The sequence below is a fragment of the Gracilibacillus alcaliphilus genome, assembly GCF_016909015.1.
In the GTDB taxonomy this organism is placed as follows: domain Bacteria; phylum Bacillota; class Bacilli; order Bacillales; family Amphibacillaceae; genus Gracilibacillus; species Gracilibacillus alcaliphilus.
The window spans coordinates 1-20,931 of sequence record NZ_JAFBFA010000041.1; the positions used below are offsets into that span (position 1 = coordinate 1).

Annotated in this window: 18 protein-coding genes and 1 pseudogene; 4 read left to right on the forward strand and 15 right to left on the reverse strand. The window is 39.3% G+C overall.

All coding sequences use genetic code 11. From position 1 onward, the window contains the following. Positions 1-141: 141 nt before the first annotated feature. Complete coding sequence (speB, locus tag JOD18_RS20930) at positions 142-1,101, reverse strand: agmatinase (protein WP_204671113.1); 960 nt, start codon at positions 1,099-1,101, stop codon at positions 142-144. Next, positions 1,098-2,177 (reverse strand): YkvI family membrane protein, encoded by a 1,080-nt coding sequence (locus JOD18_RS20935; protein WP_204671115.1) that lies wholly within the window; start codon positions 2,175-2,177, stop codon positions 1,098-1,100. The genes speB and JOD18_RS20935 overlap by 4 nt, the downstream gene beginning before the upstream one ends. Before the next feature lie 216 nt (positions 2,178-2,393). Here JOD18_RS20935 and JOD18_RS20940 point away from each other — a divergent pair, with 216 nt between their 5' ends. Together JOD18_RS20940 and JOD18_RS20945 are read left to right on the forward strand one after the other, a co-directional pair. After that, complete coding sequence (locus JOD18_RS20940; protein WP_204671117.1) at positions 2,394-2,828, forward strand: Lrp/AsnC family transcriptional regulator; 435 nt, start codon at positions 2,394-2,396, stop codon at positions 2,826-2,828. 82 nt (positions 2,829-2,910) lie between these two features. Continuing rightward, positions 2,911-3,504, forward strand: coding sequence for a histidine phosphatase family protein (locus tag JOD18_RS20945; protein ID WP_204671119.1), 594 nt, complete (start codon positions 2,911-2,913; stop codon positions 3,502-3,504). 230 nt (positions 3,505-3,734) lie between these two features. Here JOD18_RS20945 and JOD18_RS20950 read toward each other — a convergent pair whose 3' ends face one another. From JOD18_RS20950 to JOD18_RS20975, 6 genes are all read right to left on the reverse strand, one after another. After that, positions 3,735-4,784 (reverse strand): ABC transporter ATP-binding protein, encoded by a 1,050-nt coding sequence (locus JOD18_RS20950; RefSeq protein ID WP_204671121.1) that lies wholly within the window; start codon positions 4,782-4,784, stop codon positions 3,735-3,737. A 14-nt stretch (positions 4,785-4,798) separates the two neighbouring features. Beyond that, positions 4,799-5,620, reverse strand: coding sequence for a carbohydrate ABC transporter permease (locus JOD18_RS20955; protein ID WP_338029594.1), 822 nt, complete (start codon positions 5,618-5,620; stop codon positions 4,799-4,801). Between the two features lie 12 nt (positions 5,621-5,632). Beyond that, entirely contained in the window at positions 5,633-6,595 is a 963-nt protein-coding gene (locus tag JOD18_RS20960) for a carbohydrate ABC transporter permease (RefSeq protein ID WP_239588283.1), read from the reverse strand. Positions 6,596-6,810: 215 nt separating this feature from the next. Then, positions 6,811-8,151 (reverse strand): ABC transporter substrate-binding protein, encoded by a 1,341-nt coding sequence (locus JOD18_RS20965; RefSeq protein WP_204671124.1) that lies wholly within the window; start codon positions 8,149-8,151, stop codon positions 6,811-6,813. 91 nt (positions 8,152-8,242) lie between these two features. Further along, positions 8,243-9,061: a metallophosphoesterase family protein gene (locus JOD18_RS20970; RefSeq protein ID WP_204671126.1), complete on the reverse strand. Its 819-nt coding sequence runs from the start codon at positions 9,059-9,061 to the stop codon at positions 8,243-8,245. 183 nt (positions 9,062-9,244) lie between these two features. Next, a complete protein-coding gene (locus JOD18_RS20975) occupies positions 9,245-10,036 on the reverse strand; it encodes a tyrosine-protein phosphatase (RefSeq protein ID WP_204671128.1) in 792 nt (263 codons plus the stop codon). Between the two features lie 174 nt (positions 10,037-10,210). Here JOD18_RS20975 and JOD18_RS20980 point away from each other — a divergent pair, with 174 nt between their 5' ends. Continuing rightward, on the forward strand, positions 10,211-10,948 hold the full coding sequence (locus tag JOD18_RS20980; protein WP_204671129.1) for a class I SAM-dependent methyltransferase: 738 nt from the start codon (positions 10,211-10,213) through the stop codon (positions 10,946-10,948). 817 nt (positions 10,949-11,765) lie between these two features. On the opposite strand, the gene JOD18_RS20985 is transcribed toward JOD18_RS20980, so the two are convergent. The 5 genes from JOD18_RS20985 to JOD18_RS21005 all read right to left on the reverse strand — a co-directional run bounded on the left by JOD18_RS20985 (position 11,766) and on the right by JOD18_RS21005 (position 16,936). Then, on the reverse strand, positions 11,766-12,269 hold the full coding sequence (locus tag JOD18_RS20985; RefSeq protein WP_204671130.1) for a CYTH domain-containing protein: 504 nt from the start codon (positions 12,267-12,269) through the stop codon (positions 11,766-11,768). Between the two features lie 22 nt (positions 12,270-12,291). Continuing rightward, positions 12,292-12,927: a metallophosphoesterase gene (locus JOD18_RS20990; RefSeq protein ID WP_204671131.1), complete on the reverse strand. Its 636-nt coding sequence runs from the start codon at positions 12,925-12,927 to the stop codon at positions 12,292-12,294. Between the two features lie 136 nt (positions 12,928-13,063). Next, positions 13,064-14,146 carry an ABC transporter ATP-binding protein gene (locus JOD18_RS20995; RefSeq protein ID WP_204671132.1) on the reverse strand — a complete coding sequence of 361 codons (1,083 nt, stop codon included), beginning with the start codon at positions 14,144-14,146 and terminating at the stop codon, positions 13,064-13,066. Beyond that, positions 14,121-15,872 carry an ABC transporter permease gene (locus JOD18_RS21000; protein ID WP_204671133.1) on the reverse strand — a complete coding sequence of 584 codons (1,752 nt, stop codon included), beginning with the start codon at positions 15,870-15,872 and terminating at the stop codon, positions 14,121-14,123. The genes JOD18_RS20995 and JOD18_RS21000 overlap by 26 nt, the downstream gene beginning before the upstream one ends. 14 nt (positions 15,873-15,886) lie before the next feature. Next, positions 15,887-16,936: an extracellular solute-binding protein gene (locus JOD18_RS21005; protein ID WP_204671134.1), complete on the reverse strand. Its 1,050-nt coding sequence runs from the start codon at positions 16,934-16,936 to the stop codon at positions 15,887-15,889. 438 nt (positions 16,937-17,374) lie between these two features. Between JOD18_RS21005 and JOD18_RS21010 the strand changes: the two genes are divergently transcribed. Then, positions 17,375-18,259 (forward strand): LysR family transcriptional regulator, encoded by an 885-nt coding sequence (locus JOD18_RS21010; protein WP_204671136.1) that lies wholly within the window; start codon positions 17,375-17,377, stop codon positions 18,257-18,259. Positions 18,260-18,773: 514 nt separating this feature from the next. Here the strand turns inward: JOD18_RS21010 and JOD18_RS21015 are convergent. Together JOD18_RS21015 and JOD18_RS21020 are read right to left on the reverse strand one after the other, a co-directional pair. Then, the gene (locus JOD18_RS21015) at positions 18,774-20,366 is read right to left on the reverse strand and encodes a bifunctional metallophosphatase/5'-nucleotidase (RefSeq protein ID WP_204671138.1); all 1,593 of its coding nucleotides are present in this window, start codon (positions 20,364-20,366) and stop codon (positions 18,774-18,776) included. Positions 20,367-20,537: 171 nt separating this feature from the next. Further along, positions 20,538-20,687, reverse strand: a pseudogene (locus tag JOD18_RS21020) (phosphonate ABC transporter, permease protein PhnE); the annotation flags it as partial. Between the last annotated feature and the right edge of the window lie 244 nt (positions 20,688-20,931).

The following is a 20,931-nucleotide window of genomic DNA, read 5'->3' on the forward strand; positions in this document are numbered from 1 at the left end:
AATTTTATAATGAAGAACGTTACCAGGAGAAATTAAACAGCCTGGCACCGTTGGAATATCGGTACCAGACTGTTGCATAGATTTTTGTTTTTTCAATGTCTACTTGACAGGGTGCAGTTCACCGCCAAGGTCCTCTTATGATTATTGTTTTTCTTTTATAATAAAGTTAATAAAATCAATGATCAGCCGTGCTGAGATTTGTGAGGTGACATGTGTCGGATCATATAGAGGATTTACCTCTACTAAATCAAAACCAATCACGTTTCCTTTTTGGGCCACAGCTTCTAAAATGTCGCTGACCTCTTCATAAAATAGGCCGCCAGGGGAAGGAGAACCAGCTCCAGGTGCAATCGAGGCATCTAAACCATCGATGTCAATGGTCACATAGTATTTTTCACCGTCAGGCATATGTTCAAGTGCTCGCTCAATTCCTTGTTGTCTTAGCTGTCTTGGTGAGATAATTTTACTTCCATAGTTTCGGGCATCATCAAAATCTTCTTTTTGACTGCTGCCTACCCCTCGGATGCCGATTTGCGCCATTTTGTTGATATGATCCATTTCCGACATTCTTCGCATTGGATTACTTAGTGTAAATCGCTGTCCTGAGGCTTCTTTTAACCAATCCAAATGGGCATCAATTTGTACAACATTTACCTTTTCGTGGCTTTCTAAGGCGAAGGCAACAGGGTTCGTAATCGAATGATCGCCGCCCAATACAATAGGAATCGCTCCTTTAGCAATAATTGTTCGGATTGCCTCTTCTGTATTTTCATGGCTTTGCTCCACATCGCCATTAATAATCGAAACATCCCCGCAATCAACGATCGTAAAATCCTTGTCATCATAGACAATATCCTTCTCATGATCATAGCTGGCACCAAATGCATATAAGGAAGATTGCTCACGAATTGATCTTGGTCCCATACGAGCCCCAGAGCGCCAAGCCGTTGTCATATCATTCGGAACGCCGATAATGGCAAAATCGGCGTCTAGTTGATCTAGATCTGTACAGATAGGATATTTTTTAAAAGAAGTGATGCCGGTAAAGGGCATATCTAATTTTACTCTAGTATAGTCTTGCTTTTTTCCATATTTACTCATTTTGTATTCCCCTCATTTCTTAAAGTTCCTTTATTAAAAAATTGTCGATACAACATACAGACCATCAGTAATAAGCCGATGTAGCCGACAATTGGATAAACAAGATCAATAATCTTGGCAAATGGAAAGGCTCCACCAAAAAAGCCGACAACTGTTAAGATAATGATGATTATTTTATACAGATTGGTATTCCCACGTGAAAATTGAATCGATACGGTCCATAACATACCAACTGCCGTGGTGTAAATAGCCATTAACAGGATAATCGAAAAACACAGAGCGATGGCTGGGCTGATTTGATTTGCCAGAAATAATGTTGGAATCCCTTTTGTATGAACTTCTTCAATATTTGAAAGAATACCAATATAAATGGCGAAAACCCCTAATAGCATAATCAAACCGCCTACAGTCCCGCCTAGGATAACCGTGCGTCTATTAGTTTCATTTTTTCCTAAGTTGGCCAGGAAAGGAACAGCAACTAATAACACAAACGAAGAATAGACAAATCCTGACTGCCACCAGCTGCTGGTTCCTTGTAACAATTGTAACTCAGGAACTATTTTATTAGCTTGAATGATATCTTCGTAGTTAAAATTTCCTGCTCCAACGATGACAGCGAACAAGACAATGATGGGACCAGCAACTCCTAATATTTTAAGAATCGTGTTTAGGCGGGCTAAGGCAGTAATTAGTACGGCCACAGCCATGATGGTACGTCCCAATGTATCTCCTATGCCAAAATGTTCTGAAATGGTAGCACCTGCACCTGAGATCATTACAATAAAAACAACTAACATAAATAATTGCGCAAACCAGTAGAAAAATAGACCTAAATACTTTCCACAAAAATAAACAAAAACATCTTTGGCATTATCAGCTTGCAGCCGTGAACCAACGTCCATGGTATAAGCACCAAACCACATATGGATGACGGCTGCAACAATAATCGCTCCAATTCCCCAAAAACCAAATGGAACAAAGAACTGCATAATTTCTTGGCCAGTTGCAGTACCAGCACCTAAGATAAAGGACACAAACGCCCCAGCTAAGATAATAACCTTTGCTGCATGATTCATGTTATTTCCCTCCCAAATTTCAGTGGCGGTAATCTGCACCAGTTCCTCTGAATTTTTAAAATTTTCTAATAATTTAGAATTGGATACAATATTAGTATAAAAAAGGATGGAAGTATATATTATAATGAAGGTATTTCATACTAATAATTATTATTTTGCATCATTTTCTGGTGAATTATTAACTAAATGAAAAGTGGATGTTGAAGGGAGTTAGCAATGGATCCATTGGACATAGATATTATCAAACTGTTACAGGAAGATGGCCGTATGTCAATAAGTGAATTGTCGAAACACTTAGCACTCAGCAGGCCAAGTGTGACAGAACGAATGAAAAGACTACAAGAAAAAGGCGTAATTGAAGGGTTTTCCGCGAAGGTATCACCAACTTCGGTGGGAAAGAAGTTGGTAATCATGATTGAGTTAAGTGAACTACGTGTTTCCCATTATGAGTTTGAAAAAATAATTAAGGACGAACCGAAAGTACTCGAATGCTACCGAGCCACAGGACATGTCCATTATTATATTAAAGCAGCTTTAAAAGAGATGGATGAATTGACAGAGTTGATTGAACGTTTAATTCCTTATGGCCATACCAAAACATCGATTTTATTAGCCACTCCGGTAGTAAGTCGCGTTATTTTACCAGATTGAAATTGTTATTAGCTGAAAATGGCGCTTCCCTCTGCGTATCTAGTATAATAAACAAAAGTAAGATAAAGAAAGGGGAAGGAAAATGACACGAATTTGTATTGTACGACATGGAGAAACAGATTGGAACAGAACTGGCAAGATTCAAGGAAAGACAGATATTGAACTAAATGAAACGGGTATACAACAAGCCAAGGAATGCAGTCAATATTTGAGTCAATACGATTGGGATGTCATTATTTCAAGCCCTTTATCACGAGCTGCCCGCACAGCAGAAATTATTAATAAGAAATTAAATCTGCCATTGATTAAGATGGAGGAGTTTGTCGAGCGGGATTTCGGTACAGCAGAAGGATTATCAAAAGAAGAACGAGTAGCAAAATATCCAGATAAAAACTACCCAGGTCAGGAAACACGAGAAAATGTAGTACATAGGGTAACGAAAGGATTGGAATGGATTCTCCAAGAGTACCCGGAGCAGCGAGTGATTGTGGTTGCCCATGGCGCGGTAATCAATATTATTTTAGCTATCTTCTCTAATCATGAATTAGGTTCAGGAAAAACAAGACTGGTCAATGCCGGACTATCAGAAATTGAATATATCAATGGACGCTGGCAGGTAAACTACGCTAATGAATCAGGGCATTTATCACAGTATAGTGAAAAAGGGAAGATGTAAAGAGTGTGCCTGCGTCTATTTTTTCGATCAATTACATGGTTGACATAGAAAAAAGGAATCCGGTGTACGGGTTTCTTTTTGTTAACATAATACGAGAGTGGCTTGAAAATGGAGTTGAGTGACCTGTAAAGATCGATGAGTGGCCAGTAAACTAAGCTGAGTGGAAAGCCAAGTCAACTGGCCACTAAACATCTCTAAGAGGCCACAAAAAGCCGTGTTCACTCCAGCCATCAAGCAAAATGCAGTTGTGGGGCAACGCGCAAATCCTCTAAAAGTTCATACTGAGGGGCTATGCGGTTACCATCTTCGCCAAAAAATAAGACATCCTCTTTTGAAAAAGTAAGCTGCACCGGTTTATCAATGCTGTCCCATCGACTTGGTGTTTTTACATTCAGTTTGCCATACTCTGTCTTCACTCGATAAATGGTTTCTCCGCCGAGTTGTTCGGTAGACAGGAGTTCGCCATCGATCTGATAAGTATCTTCTGCTGGGTCAAAAGCTTGGACCAAGCGGATATTCTCTGGACGAATTCCAATTGAATAATCGCCTTGTTTCATAATATTAACTGGCGGTGAACCAATAAACTGAGCAACAAATAGATTCTGAGGATTGGTATAAATCTCTTTAGGCGTGCCTTGCTGCATGACTTCGCCTTGATTCAAGATAATAATATGGGTCCCCATAGACATTGCCTCCACTTGATCATGGGTGACATAAAGGAATGTAGTTTTTAACTGTGCCTGCAGCTCGATTAATTCTTGACGCATATGATTGCGTAACTTCGCATCAAGATTGGATAACGGCTCATCCATAAAGAAAGCGCCGGGACGTTTAACAATCGCACGGGCTAGGGCAACCCGCTGGCGCTGACCGCCTGATAATTGATTCGGCCTTTTCTGGGCGTGGTCAGTTAACTCTACCATTTCCAATACACCCGTTACCATTTGTTTTCGCTCTGCTTTCGGAATTTTCTTGATTTTAAGACCATACTCAATATTTTGATAAACTGTCATATGTGGGTAAAGGGCATAGTTTTGAAATACCATCGCAATATCCCGGTCTTTCGGTTCGTTGTAGGTAATCTCTTTTGTATCCATATAAATATGTCCAGAGCTTTCTTCTTCTAATCCTGCCAAAATTCTTAATAAGGTAGATTTACCACATCCAGAAGGACCCAAGAGAATCGTAAAAGACCCGTCTTTAATCTCTAGGCTAATATCTTTTAACACATTGGTTTTCCCAAATGATTTTTTTAAGTTCTGTAAGGTGATTTGTGCCATTCGTTTTTCCTCCTTTATTTGATTCCATATCGTACAAATGATTCAATAATATGTTTTCTCAAGATAAAATAAATCACTAAGATCGGCAGACAGGAAATCGTGGTGGCTGCCATTAAAGAGCCCCACATGTTCACATCCGAGTTAACAAACGAGCGTAAGCCGATTTGGATCGGGGCGTTTTCCATCTCGGTGGTAATTAACATAGGCCATAAATATTCATTCCAGCCATTGATAAACAGAAGAATACCCAAAGAAGCGATGGTTGACTTCAGATTTGGCAAGATAACCTTGACGAGAATAAAGAAATCTTTTTCCCCATCCAGTCTGGCAGAATCGATCAGTGCCTTAGGGAATGATCGAAAACTCTGATAGAGCGATAGGATGGCAAAGGTTGAAACAGATAATGGAATAACAATCCCTAGTAATGTTTCATTTAATCCCATTTGATTCACTAATACATAGTTTGGAATCATGATAACTTGCATAGGAATCAGCCATGATAAACTGATAAGCAGATAGATGAAGGTACTGCCTTTTACCTGCCAGCGTACCAAGGCATAGCTTGTCAGGATACTAGTAATCAGCTGAAAGGCAGTTAAGAGAGTTGCCATGACAAAAGAATTAAGCATCATGCGTAAAATCGGCATTTCCTGAAAGGCATAGACATAGTTAGAGAATGTCGCATTCCATGGAATGATACTGGAATTAAAGATATCAGCCTCATTTTTCAAGGAGGAGATGATCATCCAGTATAAAGGGAAAATAGCTATCAGGCTTAATAGAATCAATAACGTATGTTGTAAAATCGTGCTGATGGAGAGTTTTCGTTGTCTCACAGCTGTCCCTCCCTAATTATCATAAAAAGCGTATTTCTTGGTAATGTTGTTTAACACAAAGGCAATAATGCCAAAGACTACAAAGAATAATAAAGCAGCCGCTGCACTTAATCCCACGTCCATATTAGAGAATCCATATTTATACATCTCGTAATAAATATTGGTTGACGTACCAAATGGTCCTCCTTGGGTTAAAATATCGATATAGGCAAAGGTCCATTGACTAGAGAATAATAAACTCATCATCAAGACAAGAAAAATCATCGGTGATAACAATGGAAGTGTTAAGTCACGAAACTGCTGAAAACGATTGGCTCCTTCTAAGGAAATGGCTTCATAGTAATCTTTGCTGATCCCTGTTAAGGCTGCAGAGAATAAAATCGTACCGAATCCGATCATCTTCCAGCCGGTAATCAAGAGAATTAACCATTTGGCGAAGACAGGGTCGGAGAAAAAGGCGATATTGGAATCAATGAGACCAAATTGGAGTAACAGATCATTCACCAATCCGTTGGTAGGATGAAATAACCAGCGCCAGATCGCTCCAACGGAAACAGGTGCTAAGATAAGCGGAATAAAGAACATGGCACGATAGACATTCTTCATTTTGCCTTCCATCTTATGTGTCGCTACTGCTAGGAACAAAGGAATCACTATCGAGAAAGGAAGCAGACCAACCGTATAGAAAAGGGTATTGATAATGGAAATACCAAAATCCTTACTAGACAGCAGGCGAACAAAGTTATCGAGTCCTACTGGGGTAGGTGCTGTACCCGGAACCATTCCCCAATTTTGAAAAGCTAGCACAAATGTGGATAAGGTCGGATAATACATCCAAATCCACAATAAAATTAATGATGGTGCAAGATATATATATGGCTTGGTTAGTAATCGCCACTTTCTGGCGCGTTTGGACTTCGCTTGAATAGGCTCCAGTGCAGCGATATCAATAGAATTGCTTTGGTAATTAGACATATTCTTCATCCTTTATTCAATAGGTTTAGTGCTTTACCCATTAAGATGTGTAAAGCACCAAATGTTAAAGAAGTTGTTCAAAAAGTCCAATAAAAATGCTGCCTTGTACTTACGACGTACAGGACTAGTATCGGTGTTACATCACGATGTTGCGAAGTTAGAAGTTAACCGATGATGGTCCTTTTTATCGCACGTTTGAACCCGCCTGTAAACTATTATTTTAGTAGGATATTAATATTTTCTTCAGCGTTTTTCAATGTTTTTGTCACGTCTGCTTCTGTAGAAACTGCCTCAACAATCGCATCTCTGAAAATAGTAGATGCTTCGGTTGCCACCTCACCTGGCCAAATAGTAGCAGGCCGAATGTGTTCGAGTTGTGCTAGGTTGATCTGATACAGCGGATGTTCTTCGACAAAACCTTGTAAGTAGTTAGGATCCTCTGCTAAATCAGTGCGAAGCGGTAAATAGCCGATTTGTTCTGTGATCGTTGTATATCCTTCTGGCCCTGTTACATATTTAATAAATTCCCATGTGGCTGCTTTTTTTTCAGGAGAATCCGGTCGTACGGCAAGTGCACTTCCGGAGTTAACTGGAATGCTTGGCTGATCGCCAAATTGCGGAAGTCCAGCACCGTATAATTCCCATCCACCAGCTTCAGCTGCTGCTTTAAAGCCGCTATGCAAGGCGGTAGAGGTAATATACATTCCTAAATTGCCAGCCATAAATTGTTCTGGTACTTCAGTGGTAGAACCTGTTGCATGGGCACCACTGTTATAGATATCTTTCCATATCTCAATCGCTTCAATACCTTTTTCACTAGCAAAAACAGCCTCTGAGCGGTCTTCTGTCATAATATCTGCTCCATTACTGAAAAAGACACTATCTGTCACCCAGCCATTATCTGGTTCTAATCCGAATCCGTCTTTTCCAGTCTTTTCTTTAATTTGCAGCGCATATTCCTTCACTTCTTCCCATGTTTCAGGGGGATCGTTAGGGTCTAAGCCCGCTTCTTCAAATAATCCGCCATTGATAAAGACAATCGGTGTACTGAAGGTGAAGGCCAAACCATACATCTTATTATCAATCACGCCAAGTTGTAAGGCATTTTCCGAGATACCTTCCAGATGTTCTTCTAATTCTTCGGCAGGAAATACATCTTCATAGGCTTTAAAATCTAGATTTAATCTGGACGCATCCAAGGTGCCGAATGTATGTTGGATGACATCAACGTCTTTTCCGGCAGTAATATCTGCTCGATATTGCTGGTAATTAGGGTCTGCTACTGGTTCGACAATGACACCTTTTTCTTTTCCGACCGTGTCATTAAAGTCGTTGATTAACTGCTCCATACCTTCCTTCATTGTCGGAACGGCTAAGCTATACGTATAAAAGGTAATAGTCGTAGGGTTATCTGGGTCTAGCTCCACTAAGTCAGTAGAATTATTGTCACTTTCATTTTCGCTGGCATTGGATGTCTGCTGTCCCCAAATGCCGCAACCGGATAAGAATAGTAATAACAAACCAAATGCTAAGGATAGGCTTATTTTTTTAGTCATGGTGATATCTCCTTTTTGCACACGCACTTTTATTTAAAAACTTCATTTCATGTTCACAGCAGGGGAAGCCCCTGCTGATAGAAGTCTTACCTTATGAATGACTGGTCAGTGTCAGATCATAACTGAAAAGTACTTGATTATTGTCTGGCACTCGTGTTACCTCGATTTGCAGCTGCCCGTCTTGAATGGTACAAATATTAAAAGCACTGTTATTAGTGAAATCAGCTGATTCGCCATTAAACTCTACACCAAAGCAAGTTCCTTCTGCTGCTGATAATAGAAAATAAGGGTAGTTTTTAATCAAGTTTTTATGGATATGTCCACTTAACACAGCGATGATATCGTCATTATCTAGTATTTCTAATAATTGACTAGAGTTGACTAGGCTGTGCTCGCCAAATGTTTGCTCTTCATCAATCGGATGATGCACTGCTACAATCGTTCCGTTCTGTGATGGAACAGCTAACACATCTTTCAGCCATGATAATTGTTGTTCACTGACACGGCCTGTCCCGCTCTTATCATAGCTGGAGTCAAGGACAATTAAGCGATGCCCTTGAAGATCAGCGGTGTAAAATAACTCATCTTGGCAATTTAGTTTTTGTTCAAAGGCTTCCCAATAAGCACTAGTTACATCGTGATTTCCTAAGCATAGATAAATAGGTAGGTTAGTATAGGTTTCCAGTAGAGATTTTAAGTGCTGATAGTCGGAAACATTTCCTTCATGTACTAAGTCACCGGTAATCAGTAAGAAATCCAGTTTATCTTTGCGCGCTTCTGCATATTGGAGGATTTTGATTAATTGATCACTTGGATTAGATTGGATTTGATCAAGTCCCTCTAAGAAGCTGCCTTGGTATTCTTTTAAAACATGGGTATCGGTTAAATGGATAAATGATAATTTACTCATCCTAAACACTCCTTCTATCGTTTGATGTTTATCGCAGTGTAACTGACTGTAAGACTCCCATTTCAAGAAAAATAGAAAACAGGTCGTTTCTAAGTTGGAGGTCCAACAGCCAATAACAGCCCGATTGGTTCAAGCAACGTTTGGTGGGGGATGGAAAAAACCCCTACTGAACGAAGTTTCACTTTATTCTAAACAATAATCTTGTAATGTTTTACGGACTTCAGCTGTCATGCCATATTCTTCTGCTAAGAAATCTTCGATGGTTGGATAGTGTGTGAAAATATGTTGGTAAGACAAAGATAAGTATTGTTCTTGAAGTAAAAATCCTGCTTTAAATTGTTCAAATTGTGCCGGAGACATTTTATTTTCCACTTGAGTGAAGATTTGTTGATGATATTCCTCCAGCAATACGTTGGAAAAGACAAAATCTGCTACAATGTCTTCCCAAGCCACACCTAAGGCTAACAAGATAATCATAGAACCTATTCCCGTACGATCTCTGCCGCCAGCGCAATGGTGGATCAAAGGCAGATTTTCTGCTGGGTGTTTCATATGCTCCATTAGCTGCTTAAAGGAATAGTTTCCAATCGGTAAGCTGCGATATAGCTCGACTAAGAGATCATTACCAATGCTGTTCGACTGTTTAGTGGCAAATAAATCATTGAGCGATGTATAACTTGATGTATCTTCCTCTTTGTTGACGGATACCCGGTGATAATTTATGTTAGCTAGCTGTGGATCGGGACGTTCAGTAGCTTCTTTAGCCGTACGGTAGTCGAAGATCGTGCGGATGCCCAGCTCACGAAAGGTCTGGATATCTTCTTCTGTAACGTCGGTAAGGTCAGCTGAACGAAAAAGTAATCCTTGCTTAATCGTACGGCCATCTATAGTTTTCATCCCGCCAAAATCCCGGAAGTTGATCACGCCAGCTAGATCTAGAGCTTGACTGGTTTGCATCGCTTTGCTTACACTCAATCTGCATTCTCCTTTGTCTTTTTTTGAAATAGATAGTATCCTTACAATTACAAATCATAGCAGTCGGTTATTAAAAACAAATAAAGGATCTGTAAAGAAACATAAAGGGATTGTTAAGTTGTTATCTAAGTGTTAAACTGCGGTATATATAGAAAAAATAGGAGATAGATATTGATGAAACAAAATAAATATGATAATGAAGAATTTTTTGTGGCGTATCAAGAGATGCCTAGATCGGTAAAAGGCTTGGAAGCTGCCGGTGAGTGGCATATGGTTAAAGAAATGCTGCCAGAATTGAAAGATAAGGCTGTGCTGGATCTAGGCTGTGGATTTGGCTGGCACTGCCGTTATGCAAGAGAGAAACAAGCAAAATCCGTCATTGGGGTAGACATTTCTGAAAAGATGATCATCAAGGCACAAGCAATGACAGATGATCCAGAAATTTTTTATATCAAGGCACCAGTAGAGGATGTTGATTTTGAGGATGGTCAGTTTGATGTCGTATTTAGTTCACTGGCCTTTCATTATATAAAAGATTTTGCAGCCATTTGCCAAAAGGCTGCCGCTTTCTTAAAACCTGGCGGAGCCTTTGTGTTTTCAGTGGAACACCCGATTTTTACTGCACGGGCAGAACAGGATTGGTATTATGATCAAGATGGTAACATGCTGCATTGGCCGTTGGACCACTATCAAACAGAGGGACTGCGTGAAACAAGCTTTCTTGCAGATAATGTTCAAAAATATCATCGTACAGTAGCGAGTTATATCAACGAGGTGATTCAAGCGGGTTTTACTATTCAGGAAGTACAAGAATCGGTGCCATCCGCAGAAATGCTGGAACAAATCCCTGAAATGAGAGATGAATTGCGCCGGCCAATGTTTTTGATGATTGCGGCGGAGAAAGCCAAGTAATACCTCGCATTCTTGCTTCTCCTTACCTCGTTCTGTTAAGGTAAAGACCTGAGGGGAGAGAATAGTTATCAATAAATTCGGTATCCTTTAAAGGGCTTTTTTTGCATGCGGTTTGGTTACTTCATCACTAAAAATCCATACTAAAATGGGAAATAAAAGTGGTGCGAAAAAAATACTAAAATAACATAGTGAAGATAATAATTTGTTTCCTCCATTATAACAACTCCTAGATAAAGTGAGATTGCTCTTAATAGGGGGCTTTATTCCACGGGGTGGCTTACAAACGGCTGCCTCGGAATAAGAAAAAATAAAAGGTAATCAACGCTGCACCGGCAAACATAAGTTGTAAACTTTCTGAGACAAACTGACAGCTTCTTTGTTGCTATTTTATCGCAGTGTAACTGACTGCAAGACTCCCACTTCAAGAAATAAGGGAACAAGTCATGTCTAAGTGGGAGATCCAACAGCTAGTAACGGCCCGATTGGTTCAACTAACGTTCAGGGGGGGAAGAGGAAACTGACTAAGTTCGCGACGCCTGCACTAGCACATCCTATGTGTCGAAACCCCTACTGAACGAAGTTTCGCTTTATAAGAAATACTTATAGGCAATTAATTCATCATGAGTTAGCTGTTTTTTATAGCAAAAAGTGCGTACTTCTTTGTTTGTCTTAAAATCTCTTTCATTAGATCGATGTCAAGAAGTTGAACACTAGAAATGGTGCATTTCTGGACATCGATTCAGGTCTATTATGTTCTTATTTGTTATCTAAACCAAATAATAGTATAAAATAGTGATTCTTGGAATAATCCATTCTTTTATTTCAAATGTTGAATATAAAGCCATAATTGATAATTGCTAAATCTTTTATTTGAGCTCACTTCCGTACCGAACCACTGGGGAGGGGTGAATTGCTTTTGCTCTTCCATATCCTGAAATTCAACTTCCGCAACAATAAGCGGCACTTGTTCATATTGATCAATTTCTATATAAGAATCCATCCCGCTCAATTGACATACTGATCTGGTTTTTATAAGGGCTTGCTTATTTATTTTTGTGATGAGCTGTTCATATAATTCTTTTGAAATTTCATATTCGATTTCATTTCGAACAATTCCGCTTCCTTCTTTAAAGGTATGCGTGTATGTCGCCGAACCATTCTGTATATTTACCATTTTCCGTACCCTGATTTGCTGAGTAGGTTGGTAGGCTAAATAAGTTTGTTCAATCAGATTTGTAGAAAACTTTTTTAAATTTCCATTGCGGATTTCGTCAGCAGGAAATGTAGATAAGGCAAATTTCCTTTCTATTTCTAGGGACATGTTAATCCTCTCACTTTCTTATCTATTCATAGGTGTGACCAAATACGATTTGTTTATCTAAGGAATAAGTTTCTAGTCTTTGATCGTTTGTACTTATGGCATAGACAACCCAGTTCGTTAAATCGACAAGTGATAAATTGTACCCGTGACCTGCACCTGTATCAATCCCGATCATTCCTTTATGCAGCCAAACACGATCAACATCAGACCTCAGTCTGAATGTCGGTGTGTGACCAAATACGACTATTTTATCAGGGAAGTCGTCAAACGATGGAGGATTGATCCCTGTTAAATCTTCCATATGTTGTTCACGCAGTGGAACGTCTTTTTTTAAACCGGCGTGAACAAATACGAAGGGGGCTATTTCTTTCCAGAATGGTAATGAGGTTAGAAAAGGCTGCCAATTTACCGCATCTTTATCTATGGATTGCAACCATTTTAACTCATTATTACCTGCCAGTGCTACGGCACCTTCCTTACATAAAGCGTGAATCACTTGCAGGGTGCCAATTGAGTCAGGTCCCTTATTTATGTAATCACCTAACATAATCAATTGATCTATATTAGGTGAATAATTTGCTGCTTGTAATAGTTTAGTAAGTAAATGTCCATTTCCATGGACATCCGAGATTGCGAGTATTCGTTTTTCATTCTTCATAAAGATCGTTCTCCAATTTGCAATTTATAAAGCAAGACTTATCGGGGTGTTAGCGTCCGTTATCCGTCACTTAGTCTTTTTTGATATCTCTTCAAACCAGAGAGTGAGGGGTTACGGACAATTGCACCGGGGTAAATTACGATTTAAATATACGAGTTTGCTGCACAGAGAAAGAGATGCGTACTATTTCATTTAAAGGCAACTTCTTTGTATGCAGACCATCTATATGCTGTCCATCCTTTGTTTCTAACCGATACCTCCATCTGCTTCCTTCGTAAATGACTTGTACAATTTTTGTCTCTAAGTAATTGTCATGTTGATATGAGGTCGAATCAACATGAGTGGCTTCTAATTGAAGCATAATCGAGACATCATCACCAATGGTTAATTCGTTGTATGGGTTTGTGGGAGCAATTCCTTTTATCCTTAGTTCTCCACATTGAATGGTAGTTTCTTCTTCGTTTTTTGCGATAACTTTTCCTTTTAATTGATTTTGGTAGCCCATCAGCTGTGCTACACCCATTGTTTTAGGTTCTTCATACATTTGCTGGGGAGGTGCGAGTTGTGCTATTTTCCCTTCGTGTAACACAAGAATTCGATCTGCTAAGGCAAAAGCCTCCATCATATCGTGTGTGACATAGATCGTTGTAATGGAAAGCTTACGCAATATATCGGCTAATTCACTTCTCATTTCTGTCCGCAGCTTTACATCTAAATTAGATAACGGCTCATCCATTAGCAAGATACTTGGCTCTGTAGCTAAGGCTCTAGCGATTCCGACTCTTTGCTGTTGTCCTCCAGATAATTCGGAAGGCAGTCTTTTCAATAACTCTTCCAATTGGAGCAGTTTCGAGATGGATGCAACCCGTTCGTTTCTAACCGTCTCTGTTTTTTTCTCCATCTTTAATCCGTATTCAATATTCTTCCGAATGGTCATATGCGGCCATAGGGCATAATCCTGAAATACCATATTAATAGGCCTTTTTTCTGGTGGAATAAATGTATGCTTGTTCAGTACTTGTAAACCTGTCATGGTTATTTCTCCATGGTCGGCTTGTAATAAACCAGCAATGATTTGTAATAAGGTGGATTTCCCGCTGCCAGAAGAGCCCAAAAGACATATACATTCGCCCTCTGTCATTTCGAATGAAATACCATCTAATACTTTTGTCATGCCAAAAGATTTATGGATATCATTTATTTTTAAAATTGGTGACAATTAAATTTCCCTCTTTTCTATCTCGTTGATCCATTTTTTTGAAAATAACCTTAAAAACAAATTGAACAACGATAATTAATAATACAACGACGGTTCCGCCAAGAATGGAAGCAGCTGTAGCATATCCATATTTGGCAAATTCAAAGGCCTCATCAATTACTAAGGGCAAGAGTACAAAATTAGGTGGTTTCAGCATGGAAGCTGTAGCTAAGTCAAAAACACTTGTGCCAAATGAGGCTAACATGGCAATTAATAAAGTGTTTCTTACAATTGGTAGGATAATGGTCCACATTTTAGTCCATGTCGATGCACCTTGTACGGCAGCCGCATTTAATAATGACGGGGATAGATTGGCAAACGTCCCAAGCTGAACACGAACTGCGTAAGGAATTGCGCCGGCAACTGCTGCCATAACGAGTAAAGAGGGTTTTCCATATAAATGAAGACCAATTGGTTCTAACCATTTTTGATTCCATATAAATATGTATCCAATCCCTAAAACAACTCCAGGTACAGCTAATGAAATTAAGGTAAATACATGAAGTGAACTTTTGAGCTTCGAATTGGTAAAAGTTAATACATAAGCAACGATAAATCCAAGTATAACACTAATGATTGCTGCGACGGCAGCAATAGTAAGCGAATTTTTTAAACCTTCCATAATCGATAACTGGGCATGATCTAACTCGTCGCCTCCACCTAATACGGCGCTATAATGAGCGAGTGTAAAATTATCTAATCGTATCCCTGCACCAAAATGTTTCATAAATGATACAGCCGCACTTGAGCCAATGGGGATGCCTAAACATAAAAGCAGAAAAGCGAAGGTCCCAATATTTAATAACCAGGCATGTTTTGGCTTCTGTCTTGTTACTCGAACTGCTTTGCTATTTAAAAAATCTACTCTTGATTTTTGAATAGCAATAAATAAAAGTGCCATTGCCAGTGCTAGAATAAGCACTAAATAAAAAGACAATACTCCCGCCATATCGAATCTTACTGGTGATTGATTGATAGCTGAATAAATGGAATAAGGTAAGGTTGGAAAACGATAAACTGTTGCTAGTGCTGCCGGAAGTCCAAAGTCCCCGATTGTATCGATGAAAACTAGCGTCCATCCCGCGATATAAGCAGGTAAAGAAAGCGGGAGCTGTACCGTCCTCCACACTGTGAAAGGGTGAGCTCCATTTAGCCTTGCTGCATGTTCAAACCGAGATACATTCCATTCCATAGCAGCGACTATTGTTAAATATGCTAAGGGGAATTTTGTTAATCCCATAACAAAAATTAAGCCAATTGGCTGAAAAATAAATGAAGTTACCCACGACCAGTCTAACACACTGTTTGCTAACCCTTCGGAACTTGCGAACAATACCCATCCTTGCGCAATCATAAAAGAAGGAGCGATCAGTAAAATCCATACCGCTATATCTAACCATCGGCTCATTGTGTAATCCCATTTGGAACGGATTGTAGCGAGCACTCCGCCGAGCAGCGTTCCAAAGGTTGCCGCCCCAATCCCAAGTATGACAGAGTTTTTCAAGGAAATATACCATAACGCCCTTTCGAATATTTCAAAAATAATCTGAAACCCATTGAATGCTATGCTTCCGAAAAAGATGCCTGGGAATACAGCATTCAAAATAACGGCAAGCAAGGGGAAAAAGATAAAGATAAATAGAATAAGGGTAACTGCCCCGCCTATACGGTTTTCACTTCGTTTCATAATAAGTTTTATCCTTAATTAACATTTTGGTCAGCAAACCAAGTCTTTATTTCTGTTTCATACTCTGCTGCCCATTCTGCAGGGGGAAGTAAGAATGTACCATCTTGTCTACGCTCTTTACGCATGTTAGCCCCTTCACTAAATGGAGTAAACAAACTTGAATTCTCATTTTCCATTGATGTTAAGAAGTTTTGCGTATCCGGCTCTAACATATACTCTACAAATGCCTTAGCGGCTTCTAAATTTTTTGACTCTTTATTTATTGCCACGACTCGTAAACTACCCGGTGCTCCTTCATCAGGCCAAATGACACCAACAGGCTCTCCGTCAAGTTCAGCTTGATAAGCATTATGCTCTTGTAAGGCCGCGAGGTGAATTTCTCCATTAATTAACGCACTCGTCACAGGGCCGTTTTTCGGATATACGTAGAGCCCATCTTCCAAACGTTTCGCATATCGTTCTTTTCCTTCTTCGACTCCCCATTGATGAAAAAAGGAAGATACTAAAGGATAAGCTGGCGCTGCAACAGCTGGATCAGCATGGCCTACAGGACCGTCATAAGCAAAAAATTCATCCCATGTTTTTGGTGCTATTTCCTCCGTTAAGATATCTGTATTATAAGCAATGACAGCTGACGCATGTAGGCCGATTGGTGCGTACGCATGATCTTCTGGTACAAGTTCCTTTCCTTCGTCAGTCAGTAAGTCCAGATTTTCTGGTTCCCAATCAGTAAGTAAAAATCCACGATCTGCTAGGTTTCTAATCGATCCATGACCATCCATCATAACGACATCCCACTGTGGATTCCCTTGTTCGGCTTCAATTTGGGCAAGTGCTTCGCCGCCACCATAGTGAACACCTTCTATTTCATATCCTGTATCTTCTTGGAACTTAGGAGCAATTTCTTCAATAAAGTCATTTCCATAAAGTTTAATCGGTTCTCCGGTATCTTTTTCCTCTTCTTCATTCGAAGCTGAACTCTTTTCGCCTTCATTTGAAGCACAAGCTGTAAGAATTAGAAAAGAAAATAGACAAATAAATAATAAATTGTTCCTTTTTAACATGTGGCTTTCCCTCCATTTTTTTATTGTGAAATACTTACATAGTTAAAGATAAAGGATGAATATTAATCTGCTGTAAAAGAGTCGTAAACTTCATGTAAAACAATATCTATGTTATATAAATTTACATAGATATAATCTATAATAGAGTAAGCAATAATTGGATCATGTCAAAAGGAATAAAGAAACCGATCCAATATCGAAGGCTTGGCATGAAGCCTCTGCGGGTACGAATCTTTACGCAAGGACGCAGCTACTCCCTGTTGGCCAGTTTATTATGCTTGTCACTCCATGTAAGGCCTCCGTGAGAAATAAGATGTGATATCCATTCTTTAAAGAGAGGAGGGAAATTTTTTTCATCAAATCCATTTATATCAATGGCTCGACAAGTTTTTTGTGAAAAACTTTTGACAGTACCAATAGTTGAATAGGAGGGGAAACATGAATTTACAGCAATTAAAAGTTTTTGTATACACGGTAAAATATAAAAAGTTATATCTCGTTGCAAAAAAACTAGGAATTCGTCAACCAACGGTAACTTTTCATTTAAACAAGCTGCAAGAAGAGCTGGGGATACCTTTATTTTTTACGAAGTCATATCATACCATTCAGTTGACGGAAGCGGGGAATTCTCTTTATCATTACGCACAAAGTATTACGTCTCAATCAGAAGAAATTGAAGATTTAATGCAAGAATTTAAAGAATTGAAAGCTGGCTGTATTTCGATTGGAAGTACACATACGCCTGCAACTTACATTATTATTCCTTACTTGTCTAAGTTAAAAAAAGAATACAATGATATATCGATTGTTTTGGATGTTAATACGTCATCCGTAATTATCGAAAAGGTAAAACAATTTCAATTAGACTTTGGTATTATTACAGAAGTGAATTTAAAAGATGAGGAATTGATTATTACCCCTTGGCGGAAAGATGATTTGGTTATCGTTATGCATCCAGACCATCCTCTAACAAAAAAACAAACATTAACTCCGTCTGATTTATCTGGACAACCTTTAGTACATCATGAATCTGAATCTGTAAGTCGAAAATTATTTGATCAATGGGCTAACCAACATGGTGTTTCCCTCAAAATTAAAATGGAAACATCCGGGTCAGAAGCAATGAAGGAAGCAGTAAAACATGAAATGGGCTATGGCATTCTTTCTGAAAACATTATTAGCCGTGAAGTAAGAAGTGGTGAATTATGTATGCAGCCAATACCTGAATGGAAATACAAAAGACAAATTTTCTTAATCAGAAGAAAAGATAAGTTAGTTAGTCCTGCAATGCAATTATTTTTAGATCGATTTAGATTGGAATAAGTTTTAATTAAACAAAGCATCTACGTTCATAGAATCACAGTCATGGGCAGTACCAAGCAGTTGTATGGTTTACATGCAAACTGGAAGAGTTGTTTATCGCAGTGTAATTGGCTGTAAGACTCCCGCTCCAAGAAATAAAGAAGTATGTCATTTCTAAGTGGGAGATCTAACAGCCAGTAACGCCCCGATTGGCTCAACTAACATTCAATGGGGGATGAAATGAAAATCCCCACTGAATGAATTTTCGCCTTATGATGGTGTAACCGTCTGTAAATCTCTTACCTCAAGCTAATTACAAGGTTGGTCACACAAGGGTTTTTAAGGACGTGACGTTAGCTTGTGTTTCTTGCTATGCAGGGCGGGCAGTGGGGTGTCACCGTCGGGGCTCCGGCTCCCCAACCGTCTGTAGAAAGCGGCTTATATTTCTGAACTAGATCCTTACGCAATCAACAGGTCCGGAATTAGAGGAAGGCTTGTCTCTTCTGAAAATAGTTAATCTCATATAGGAAAAATACTATTTGACCACTTTCCAATTTTGGTTTGCAGTGGGAATAAATTCTTTTGTATTTTCTAATTCCTCGATGAGCATTTCGGTTATTCCGAATGGAAATTCTTTGATAATTTTTTCTGAACTAAACATATCATAGCCGCCTGTACCACTTGCACGATAGCTGCTGGTGGCAACACGATATGTTTTATTTGGATTAATAGGTTCGCCATTGCTGGTGAGCTGCGTGATTCGTTTGCCTTCTGGTTTTCTTAAATGGACGGTATATTCGATTCCTTCCCACATATCATAGTTATAGCCAAGCAGACGAGGCAGCTTCCATGATTCATTTATGACGATATTCTCATTCTGATCTAATGTGAGAAAAGTATTCGTAAACTCAAGAGAAGCACGTATTTCTTCTCCTGACACTTCCATTATCACTAATGTATTAGCGAATGGATAAAAGGTATGCATATCTCGTCTGGTCAGTGTTTGACCAAACGCCATCCCATGTGTAAGAAAATAGGCTGTTGCTGCCATATCTGCCCCAGTTACTTTCAGAAAAGTTTTATTCACCCACTCAATCATAGGATGTTCCTTTATCCAAACATCTGACAAAGGATCACCAATCTGCATGCTAGATGGATCAGTGATTGATGTGAGCGTTTCATCAAGCCAACCATCTACTTCTTTTTCAATATCCTCTATTCCAGATAAAACAGCCTCGTCAGCTGTCATATCTTTTACAGGAAGGAGAGAGGTTTCTTGTTGGACTAATTCATAAGGAGTGCTGCTATCCTTCTTTTCCACCCATAAATCAATACGACCGACAAATTCACCCTTTGTTCCTGATTGTATAACTGCCTTGTTATCTTCTGTTACAGCTTGATATACTAAGTGCTGATGACCTGTAATAAGTACATTTATCTCTGGAATGGCTCCCAGCAGTTCATTGCCCTGATTTTCTCCATTTCTGACTGCTATATGCTCACCAGTTATAGGATCCTGCTCAAATCCGCCATGGTAAGCAATAACAACTATATCTGCACCAAGCTCCTCTTTTAAATAAGGGACCCACTTTTTGGCTGTATTTATCGGATCTAAGAAGTCAAAACAATCAATATGCCGATCAGGCTCCCATAATGGAATGTTTTTGGTTGTTAATCCCAGGATGCCAACAGTAAGCTCACCAAACTTTTTAATAATATACGGTATTCCAAAATAAGGCTCCTCTGTCCCTTTTTTTACGGTATTGGCAGACAGCCATGGAAATGTCGAGTCCCTAACAGCCTTTTCTAACTTTTCCCGTCCATAATTAAATTCATGATTTCCGATAACGGCTGCATCATATTGGATTTTATTGCATGCAGCTATGACAGGATGTACGATGGTTTCCTTCTTTTTTTCAACAAGAGCAAAATGAGATAGTGGTGTGCCTTGCAGCATATCCCCATTATCAAGAACAATAACATACTCTTCCTGTTCCCTGACTGATTTGATGATAGAAGAGACCTTAGCATATCCTTTTCCATCATAACTTTTATCCTGGCTGTTATAGGGTGAGATTTTGCCATGAACATCACTTGTAAATAATATAACTATTTTCTGTTTTTTCATAGGCGTTGGCTCTTTCCTTTCTTTATTTCACAAAACAAGTTTTTTTATCACAGATCCGTAGACCTGATTCCCTTCGGTTTCTTCCGCAGCTCTGGCAGGGCAAGTTATTGCGGTTCCCGGTGGGAGAAAAGTGAAAACGCCCCCGGAAGAAAGCTTTGTTCTGTATCTGCCTTAAACAATTCGTTTTCTAAGCGCACTTGAAATCAGGTCAACGATTAATACAACAATCACAATGCCGATAATAATGATACTAACTCGGTCCCAGCTTCAGCCTTGGATGGCAAAAATTAATGATGTTCCAATTCCGCCTGCACCAATTAAACTTCCTACTTCAAGAAATAAGGAAGCACGTCATGTCTAAGTGGGAGATCCAACAGCCAGTAACGGCCCGATTGGTTCAACTAACATTCAGTGAGGGATGAAAACAGACTAAGTTCACGACGTCCTGTCGCAACATCTGCATTAGCACGTCCTGTGCGTCGAAAAACCCCCACTGAATGGAGTTTCGCTTTATTTTTTGATAGTCCTTGTTAAAATAGAGATAAGCAGCAACTTGGCAGGGGGT